The organism is Nocardioides sp. (genome assembly GCF_035547795.1).
In the GTDB taxonomy this organism is placed as follows: Bacteria; Actinomycetota; Actinomycetes; order Propionibacteriales; family Nocardioidaceae; genus Nocardioides.
Genome location: NZ_DASZUF010000202.1, coordinates 1 through 8,307, shown reverse-complemented (window position 1 = coordinate 8,307; position 8,307 = coordinate 1). Strand labels below are relative to the sequence as shown.

Below are 8,307 nucleotides of genomic sequence, written 5' to 3'. Positions count from 1 at the left end.
GCCTCACCGCGGAGCTGACCGATCGGGGCCACGTCGCACTCGGCATCGACCTCGTGCACGAGTCGGTCCATCAGACCATCCGCCGCGGCGGAGCGGCACTGCGCCGCGACGTCTTCGGGCCGGTCCCGGGCGAGGGCCGCTGGCGGACCGCGCTGCTGGCCGACGGCAACATCGGCATCGGCGGCGACCCCGGTGCGCTCCTTCTCCGCATCCGCCGGCTGCTCGCCCGCGGCGGCCGCGTCGTCGTCGAGGTCGCCCCGCCCGGCATCGCCACGCAGCGGGTGACCGCCCGGCTCGCCTGCGCCTGCAGCGTGAGCGCGCCGTTCCCGTGGGCGGTCGTCGGTGTGGACGACGTACCACGTCTGGCCGCGGGCGCCGGACTGGTCGAGGCCGACCGGGTCCGCGCCGCCGGCCGCTGGGCGGTCGTGCTCCGGAGTCCCCGATGAGCCTGCTGTCCCGTCTGCCGTTCCCACGCGAGGGGTCCTTCTCCTCCCGGCTGCGCAGCGCGGCCGTCGCGGCCCGGGTCGGCCTGTGGCTGGGGATCTGCTTCGGGGTCGCGTTCGTGACCGGACTGATCAGCCACTACGCCCAGCTCGACCATCAGCCGGTGCCGTTCCCGACCCACCCCGCGTGGGGCTATCGGGTCACCCAGGGCCTGCACGTCGTCGCCGGCACCGCCGCCGTCCCGCTGCTCCTGGTCAAGCTCTGGGTGGTCTACCCCAAGCTCTTCGCGGCCCCACCGCGACGACTCGGCGAGCTCGTCCGGACCGGACTCGAGCGCGGGTCGATCGCCGTCCTGGTCGCCGCCTCGATCCTCGAGCTGGGCATCGGGCTGATGAACGTCGCCCAGTGGTACGCCTGGGACTTCAGCTTCCGGCGCACTCACGATGCGCTCGCCTTCGTCGTGATCGGGGCGCTGCTGGTGCACATCGCGGTCAAGCTGCCCCTGATCCGCCAGGTGCTCGGCGGCGACGTCGAGGACGCGGCGGCCGACCGGCCGAGCGCCGTCCGCCCCGGGGCCATCGGCCGCCGCGGCCTGCTCCGCGGCACCTGGGTCGCGGCCGTGGCCGCGGTGGTCGCGGGCAGCGCCACCACCGGCACGATCCCCGGCCTCGACCGCCTCGCCGTCCTCTCACCACGCTCGCGCCGCGCCGGCATCCCGGTCAACCGGACCGCCGCCCAGGCCGGCGTGGTGGCCACCGCGACCAGCGCCTCCTACCGCTGCGAGATCGGGTACGGCGACACCAGCGTGCGACTCACCCGGGCGGACCTGCTCGCGCTGCCGCAGGCCACGCACGTCCTGCCGATCGCGTGCGTCGAGGGCTGGAGCGCGAACGGCACCTGGAGCGGCGTACCGCTGCGCACGCTGCTGGACCACGTCGGCGCACCCCGCGGCCGCGACCTGCGGATCAGCTCGCTCCAGCAGCACACCGCGGAGAGCGTCACCGTTCTGCCGGCCGACTTCGCCGACGACGAGCGCACCCTGCTCGCGCTCCTGCTCGACGGCGAGCCGCTCGCGCTCGACCACGGCTACCCCGCGCGCCTGATCGCGCCGGACCGGCCGGGCTCGCTGCAGACCAAGTGGATCGCCCGGATCGAGGTGCTCGGATGAGGGCAGCACGCAGCGCGCTCGTCGCGCTCGGCGTCCTGGCGGCGGCGTACGGCGGCTGGCTGCTCGTGTCTCGCCAGCACGGCGCGCAGGTGCGACAGGTGGTCGAGTGGGCGGCGGCGGGGGTGATCCTGCACGACGCGGGCCTCGCCCCACTCGCGCTCGCGCTGGGCTGGCTCGGCGACCGGCTGCTCCCGCGCCGGATCGCGAGGGTCGCGGCGCTGGCGATGCTCCTGGTCGGGACGCTGACGATCGTGGCGATCCCGGTCCTCGACGGCGCCGCGGCCGGCCCCAACCCCACCCTGCTCGACCGGGACTACGCCACCGGCTGGCTGCTCGCCGCCGGCGTGCCGGTGCTCGGCCTGGCCGGCGGTGCGACCATCTCTCTCATCAGCTCCACCGCTCGCCGCAGGAGGACACCCGATGGCTCGGGTCCTGGTCGTCGATGACGACGTCACCGTCCGCGAGGTGCTCGCGTCCTACCTGCGCGCACATCGCCACGAGACGATCGAGGCCGGCGACGGGGAGGAGGCGCTGCGGCTCATGCGCGAGCGTCCGGCGGACCTCGTCGTCCTCGACCTGATGCTGCCCGGGATCGACGGCCTGGAGGTGACCCGCCGACTGCGGGCGAACGGCGACGTGCCGATCATCATGCTCACCGCGCTGGGCAGTGAGGCCGACCGCGTCGTCGGGCTCGAGCTCGGCGCCGACGACTACGTCGGCAAGCCGTTCAGCCCGCGCGAGCTCGCCCTCCGGGTCGACTCGGTGCTGCGCCGTACGGCGGGGTCGTCGGCCGGCGCGGGCGGCGTCGTCCGGGACGGCGACCTGGTCGTCGACGGCGACCGCCACGTCGCCACCCTTGCCGGCGAGGCGCTGGCGCTGACCACGCGGGAGTTCGCGCTGCTGCGGTTCCTGGCCGGCCATCCCGGCACCGCCTACACCCGCGAGGACCTGCTCCAGCACGTGTGGGGCTGGACGATCGGCGACCGCTCCACCGTCACCGTGCACGTCCGCCGGCTGCGCGAGAAGATCGAGAAGGATCCGACCCGACCCACCCGGCTGGTGACCGTGTGGGGCATCGGCTACCGGTGGGAGGCGACGGCATGAGTACGACGGACGCCCTGGAGATCATCGGCGTCGCGTTCGGCTGCGCCCTCGGCGTGGGCGCGCTCGGTCTGCTCACCGCCAGGCTGATCCGGCGCCGGTCGGTGCGCTGGCAGGTGCTGCTGGTCGCCGCCGTCGCCGCGCTCGGCACCTACGCCGGCGCACTGGCGATCGCCCGGCTGATGTTCCTCTCCGCACACGACCTGACCGTGATGACGCTGGTGAGCTCGGTCTCTGCGGTGGTCGCCGTCGTGGTGGCCGCCGCCGTCGGGCGGGTGGTCGCCGGCTGGTCGGTGGCGCTGCGGGCGCAGGTGCGCGCGTTGGGGCCGGGCGGCGTACCTGTCGTGGACGATCGCGGCCCCGCCGAGCTGCGGGCGCTCTCCGCCGAGCTGGCCGAGACGCAGCAGCGGCTCGCGGACGCCCGGCGGCGCGAGCTGCGGCTGGAGGAGTCGCGGCGCGAGCTGGTCTCCTGGGTGTCCCACGATCTGCGCACACCGCTGGCCGGACTGCGGGCGATGGCCGAGGCGCTGGAGGACGGCATCGCCGCCGAGCCCGACCGCTTCCACCAGCAGATCCGGGCCGAGGTGGACCGGATGGCGACCATGGTGGACGACCTCTTCGAGCTCTCCCGCATCCACGCCGGCGTCCTGCGGATCAGCCCCGAGCCGGTCGCTCTGCGCGACCTGGTCAGCGAGGCACTCGCCGGCGCCGACCCGGTCGCTCGCGCCCGCCGGGTGCGCCTCGGCGGTCACGTCGACGACGGTCTCGAGGTCACGGCCGATGCGGCGGGCCTCTCCCGCGCCGTCTCCAACCTGCTCATGAACGCCATCCGCCACACTCCTGCCGACGGCGTCGTCGAGATCGCCGGCCGGCAGGTCTTTGACGGGATCGAGCTCAGCGTCAGCGACGGCTGCGGCGGCCTGGCCGCCGAGGAGATGGCGCGGGTCTTCGACGTCGGCTGGCAGGGCAGCACCGCGCGGACGCCGGAGCTCGATCCGGCGTACCTGGCTCCTGGCGCTCGTGGCGGCGCGGCCCTCGGCCAGGGGGCGGGCATCGGCCTGGCGATCGTCAAGGGCATCGTGGAGGCCCATCGCGGCCGGGTCGAGGTGGAGAACCTGGCCACCGCTCGCGGCTGCCGGTTCCTGATCACACTGCCGGGCTAGTCCGGACCGACCCCGCCGTCAGTGGCCGACAGCGATCTGTTCGACGCCGGCCAGCACCGCCAGGTCGTCCTCGTCCAGGCGGATGTCGTCCACCGCAAGGTTCTCCTCCAGGTGCGCCACCGAGCTGGTGCCGGGGATGAGCAGCAGCCGGTCGTACTGCGCCAGCAGCCACGCGAGCGCGACCTGGCTGGGCGTGATCTCATGCTTGGCCGCGACGGCGCGCACCTGCTCGTCGGCGGCGAGATGGTTCGGGCCACCGCCGCCGAAGGCGGAGCCGAGCGGGAAGTAGGGCACGTAGGAGACCTGATGCGCCCGGCACAGCTCGAGCACGTCGGCGTCGCTCCGGTCCAGGATGCTGTAGGGGTTCTGCACCTCGCCGATGCCGACGGTCTCGATCGCCGTGCGGACCGTGTCGGCGTACACGTTGGAGACGCCGATCATGTCGATCTTGCCCTGCGCGCGCAGCTCGGCGAGCGCGCCGAGCTGCTCGGCCAGCGCCGGCTGGGCCAGGTCGGGCGCGTCACGCTCGAAGCGGCGCAGGTTCACCAGGTCGATGCGCTCGATGCCCAGCGAGCGCAGGTTCTGCTCGACCTGCTCCTTGAGCTGGTCGGGCTCGCCGGCCGGGATCCAGCCGCCCTGCTCGTCGCGGCGCGCGCCCACCTTCGTCACCAGCCGCAGGTGCTCCGGGTAGGGATGCAACGCCTCGCGGATCAGGTCGTTGACGACGTCGGGGCCGTAGAACTGCGCGGTGTCGATGTGGTCGACACCGAGCTCCACCGCACGCCGCAGCACCGCCCGGGCCGCCTCCGGGTCGGCGGGCGGACCGAAGACGCCGGGACCGGCGAGCTGCATCGCTCCGAAGCCGATGCGGTGGACGGGCTTGTCACCGAGAGAGGAGATGCTCATGGCTCCACTGTGCCGGACAGCCGTACGGCGAGCATCTCCAGCGCCGCGCCGATGCGGGCGAGGTCGCCGGTCGCGAGCAGGTCGAGCAGCAGGCCGCGGAGGCCGGCCAGGGCCAGGGTGCGGGCCGCCGCGTCGGCCCCGGTGCTCTCCAGCAGCCGCAGCCAGTCGGTCACGGTCGCCTCGGCGAAGCCGGCCCACGGGCCGGAGGGATCCACCAGCGAGCGGCCGTAGGCCTCCACCCACAGCCGCAGCAGCGGCGCATGCTCGGCCGCGGACAACCACCCCCAGATCACCCGGACGGCGTGGTCCGGCGAGGTCAGCTCCGCGCGCGGGCCCGCGGCCGCCAGCCAGCCGAGCTCGTCCTCGCGCGCCCGGGCCAGCAGGCGGCGTACCAGGCCTTCCTTGCTGTCGAAGAGGAACAGCAGCACGCGCGGACTCGACCCGATGGCGCTCGCCAACGGCCGCAGCGAGAGGTCGCCGATGCCGTGCTCGAGGACATAGGCGTACGCCGCCTCCACCAGCTCGCGCTCCCGCGCGGACGGGCTTGTCTCGGCTGCCGGCATGCGCCTACTCTAACTGAAACAGTCGTTTCAGTAGGGAGGTCGGCATGGGTGTCGTGGTGCGAGAGATCGGTCGGCCGGGCGACCTCGGCTGGGTGGTGCAGGCGCACGGCGAGCTCTATGCCCGGGAGTTCGGCTGGGACACCACCTTCGAGGAACTGGTCGCCCGGATCGTGGCCGACTACGCCGACGTACGCCGCCGGGACCCCGAGCGCAGCCGGGCCTGGATCGCCGAGGTCGACGGAAAGCGGGCGGGCACCGTCTTCTGCGTCCCCGGCGATGCCGAGGACGAGGCCAAGCTCCGCATCCTGCTGGTCGACTCGCGCTTTCGCGGTCACGGGATCGGCCGTGACCTGGTCGCTGCCTGCATCGCCTTCGCCCGCGCCGCCGGCTACCGGCGGCTGGTGCTGTGGACCAACGACGTACTGACGTCGGCCCGGCGCATCTACCAAGCCGCCGGCTTCGAGCTCGTCGAGCAGACGCCGCACCACAGCTTCGGCCACGACCTGGTCGGGCAGACCTGGGCGCTCGCCCTCTGAGGCGCAGCTACGCGCAGCAGGGCGCCTCGGTCGGGCCCTGGACAGGGCTGTCGGCGAGCACCGTGTAGATCTCCCACCGCTCGCCATCGGGCGCCCCCTCGACCCAGAACTTGTCCTGCACGGCGTAGCAGCAGGTGGTGCCGCGCTCCTCGACCGACGCGAGTCCCGCGCCGGCGAGCCGGGTCTGCTCCGCGTCGACGGCGCCGGTGCCGGCGACCTCGATCCCGAGGTGGTTGAGCGAGCCGCCGTGACCGGGATTCTGGATGAGGACGAGCTTCAACGGCGGCTCGGTGATGGCGAAGTTGGCGTAGCCGGGCCGCACCTTGGCCGGCTCGGCGGCGAAGAGCGCGGCGTAGAACGCGATCGAGGCGTCGAGGTCGTCGACGTTGAGCGCGAGCTGGACACGGGACATGGGTTCCTCCAAGACATAGATGTATGTCGATACCTTCGCCACTCTGGACCTACACATAGAAGTCTGTCAATATTGACGCATGTCGAAGTCTTTGGAGCTGACGCCGATCCAGACGGTCGCGTGCTGCTCGCCGCTGACCCGGGAGCCACTCTCCGCGGCCGACGCCGAGCGGATCGCGCCGCTGGTGAAGGCGCTCGCCGACCCGGTCAGGCTCAGGCTGCTCTCACTGGTGGCCTCGCACGCCGACGGCGAGGCCTGCGTGTGCGACCTCAACGACGCCTTCGACCTCTCCCAGCCGACCATCAGCCACCATCTCAAGCTGCTGCACGATGTCGGCCTGCTCGACCGCGAGAAGCGCGGCGTCTGGGTCTACTACCGCGTCAACGCCGGCGCGCTCGGCGACCTGGCCGCCCTGCTCGGGGGGGTCTCCGCGTGAGAGCGGCCCTCTTCCGGCAGGCGGTCGCCGAGCTGGTCGGCACGGCGTTCCTGGTGGCGACGGTGATCGGCGCCGGCATCGCCGCCCAGCGGATGTCGCCGGGCGACCCGGGCCTCCACCTGCTGGAGGACAGCATCGCCACCGGCGCCGTCCTGGTCGCGCTGATCCTGGCGCTCCAGCCGGTGTCGGCATCCTTCAACCCGGTCGTCACGCTGATCGAGCGGGCGCTCGGGCGGATCGGCTCGGCGACCGCCGCCGTGCTGGTCCTCGCCCAGTTCGTCGGCGGCCTCCTCGGCGCCGTGGTCGCCAACCTGATGTTCGACCTGGCGCCGGTCACCCTGGCCGGTCACCACCGCGACAGCTCCGGTCACCTGGTCGGCGAGGTGGTCGCCACCCTCGGCCTGGTGCTGGTGGTGTTCGGCACCCTGCGCTCGGCGCAGCCCGAGCGGGTCGCCTACGCCGTCGGCGGCTACATCGCCGCCGCCTACTGGTTCACCAGCTCGACCAGCTTCGCCAACCCGGCGGTGACGGTCGCGCGAATGCTCTCCGACACCTTCGCCGGCATCCATCCCGCCTCGGTGCCTGCGTTCGTCCTCATGCAGCTGCTCGGTGGCGTCTTGGGCGCCGGCCTGGTGGCGCTGCTCCACCCCACCGCCGAGGAGGCCCGGCATGACTGACCGCCCGACCGTCCTGTTCGTCTGCGTCCACAACGCCGGCCGCTCGCAGATGGCCGCCGGCTACCTGCGCCATCTCGCCGGCGACCGGATCGACGTCCTCTCCGCCGGCTCCGAACCCGCCGACCAGGTGAACCGGGTCGCCGTGGCCGCGATGGCCGAGGAGGGCATCGACATCGCCGCGGCCGCCCCGCGGGTGCTCACCGACGACGACGTGCTCGAGTCCGACATCGTGGTCACGATGGGGTGCGGCGACGCCTGCCGGTTCTACCCGGGCAAGCGCTACGAGGACTGGGTCCTCGACGACCCCGCCGGCCGGGACCTCGAGGCGGTCCGTCCGATCCGCGACGAGATCCGCCGTCGCGTCGAGCACCTCATCGGGGAGCTGCTGCCGTGAGCATCGCGGTGGTGCCGCTGCTGGCCGACCACTGGCCGGCCGTCGCGCGGATCTATGCCGCCGGCATCGCCACCGGCCACGCCACCTTCGAGCAGGCGCCGCCCAGCTGGGAGCGGTTCGACGCCGGCAAGCTGCCGGACCAGCGGCTGGTGGCGCTCGACGGCGACGAGGTGGTCGGCTGGGTCGCCGCGTCGGCCGTCTCCGACCGGTGCGTGTACGCCGGCGTGGTCGAGCACTCCGTCTACGTCGCCCCGCAGATGCGCGGCCGGGGCGTGGCCCGGCTGCTGCTCGACGCGCTCGTCGCCACCACCGAGGCCGCCGGCATCTGGACGATCCAGTCCGGGATCTTTCCGGAGAACACCGCCAGCCTCGCGCTGCACCGCCTCGCCGGCTTCCGCGTCGTGGGGACACGGGAGCGGGTGGGCCTGATGGAGTACGGCCCGATGGCCGGGCGATGGCGGGACGTCGTGCTCGTGGAGCGCCGCAGCGACCGCGTCGGCATCTAGG

Annotated in this window: 13 protein-coding genes; 10 read left to right on the top strand and 3 right to left on the bottom strand. The window is 73.3% G+C overall.

Features of this window, described 5'->3' with window-relative positions; translation table 11 throughout:
* The 5 genes from VHA72_RS15115 to VHA72_RS15095 form a co-directional block, all read left to right on the top strand.
* Positions 1-446 (top strand): SAM-dependent methyltransferase (locus VHA72_RS15115; RefSeq protein WP_325576656.1); only part of this gene is annotated, 446 nt, incomplete at its 5' end.
* Positions 443-1,612, top strand: coding sequence for a molybdopterin-dependent oxidoreductase (locus VHA72_RS15110; RefSeq protein WP_325576654.1), 1,170 nt, complete (start codon positions 443-445; stop codon positions 1,610-1,612). The genes VHA72_RS15115 and VHA72_RS15110, both read left to right, overlap by 4 nt.
* Positions 1,609-2,058: a hypothetical protein gene (locus tag VHA72_RS15105; protein ID WP_325576652.1), complete on the top strand. Its 450-nt coding sequence runs from the start codon at positions 1,609-1,611 to the stop codon at positions 2,056-2,058. The genes VHA72_RS15110 and VHA72_RS15105 overlap by 4 nt, the downstream gene beginning before the upstream one ends.
* Positions 2,033-2,716 carry a response regulator transcription factor gene (locus VHA72_RS15100; protein WP_325576650.1) on the top strand — a complete coding sequence of 228 codons (684 nt, stop codon included), beginning with the start codon at positions 2,033-2,035 and terminating at the stop codon, positions 2,714-2,716. Before VHA72_RS15105 ends, VHA72_RS15100 begins: the two co-directional genes overlap by 26 nt.
* Positions 2,713-3,876 carry a sensor histidine kinase gene (locus tag VHA72_RS15095; RefSeq protein ID WP_325576648.1) on the top strand — a complete coding sequence of 388 codons (1,164 nt, stop codon included), beginning with the start codon at positions 2,713-2,715 and terminating at the stop codon, positions 3,874-3,876. Before VHA72_RS15100 ends, VHA72_RS15095 begins: the two co-directional genes overlap by 4 nt.
* Before the next feature lie 18 nt (positions 3,877-3,894).
* Here VHA72_RS15095 and VHA72_RS15090 read toward each other — a convergent pair whose 3' ends face one another.
* Together VHA72_RS15090 and VHA72_RS15085 are read right to left on the bottom strand one after the other, a co-directional pair.
* On the bottom strand, positions 3,895-4,782 hold the full coding sequence (locus tag VHA72_RS15090; protein WP_325576646.1) for an oxidoreductase: 888 nt from the start codon (positions 4,780-4,782) through the stop codon (positions 3,895-3,897).
* The gene (locus VHA72_RS15085; RefSeq protein WP_325576644.1) at positions 4,779-5,345 is read right to left on the bottom strand and encodes a TetR/AcrR family transcriptional regulator; all 567 of its coding nucleotides are present in this window, start codon (positions 5,343-5,345) and stop codon (positions 4,779-4,781) included. Before VHA72_RS15085 ends, VHA72_RS15090 begins: the two co-directional genes overlap by 4 nt.
* A 44-nt stretch (positions 5,346-5,389) precedes the next feature.
* On the opposite strand from VHA72_RS15085, the gene VHA72_RS15080 reads away from it, so the two are divergent.
* On the top strand, positions 5,390-5,881 hold the full coding sequence (locus tag VHA72_RS15080; protein WP_325576642.1) for a GNAT family N-acetyltransferase: 492 nt from the start codon (positions 5,390-5,392) through the stop codon (positions 5,879-5,881).
* Positions 5,882-5,888: 7 nt separating this feature from the next.
* Here VHA72_RS15080 and VHA72_RS15075 read toward each other — a convergent pair whose 3' ends face one another.
* Positions 5,889-6,293: an ArsI/CadI family heavy metal resistance metalloenzyme gene (locus VHA72_RS15075; RefSeq protein WP_325576640.1), complete on the bottom strand. Its 405-nt coding sequence runs from the start codon at positions 6,291-6,293 to the stop codon at positions 5,889-5,891.
* A 79-nt stretch (positions 6,294-6,372) separates the two neighbouring features.
* Here VHA72_RS15075 and VHA72_RS15070 point away from each other — a divergent pair, with 79 nt between their 5' ends.
* Genes VHA72_RS15070 through VHA72_RS15055 form a run of 4 tightly spaced genes read left to right on the top strand, consistent with a single transcriptional unit; the run spans position 6,373 to position 8,306 of the window.
* Positions 6,373-6,729: a metalloregulator ArsR/SmtB family transcription factor gene (locus VHA72_RS15070; protein WP_325576638.1), complete on the top strand. Its 357-nt coding sequence runs from the start codon at positions 6,373-6,375 to the stop codon at positions 6,727-6,729.
* On the top strand, positions 6,726-7,406 hold the full coding sequence (locus VHA72_RS15065) for an aquaporin (RefSeq protein ID WP_325576636.1): 681 nt from the start codon (positions 6,726-6,728) through the stop codon (positions 7,404-7,406). Before VHA72_RS15070 ends, VHA72_RS15065 begins: the two co-directional genes overlap by 4 nt.
* The gene (locus VHA72_RS15060) at positions 7,399-7,800 is read left to right on the top strand and encodes an arsenate reductase ArsC (RefSeq protein WP_325576634.1); all 402 of its coding nucleotides are present in this window, start codon (positions 7,399-7,401) and stop codon (positions 7,798-7,800) included. Before VHA72_RS15065 ends, VHA72_RS15060 begins: the two co-directional genes overlap by 8 nt.
* Positions 7,797-8,306, top strand: coding sequence for a GNAT family N-acetyltransferase (locus VHA72_RS15055; protein ID WP_325576632.1), 510 nt, complete (start codon positions 7,797-7,799; stop codon positions 8,304-8,306). Before VHA72_RS15060 ends, VHA72_RS15055 begins: the two co-directional genes overlap by 4 nt.
* Position 8,307 lies beyond the last annotated feature (1 nt).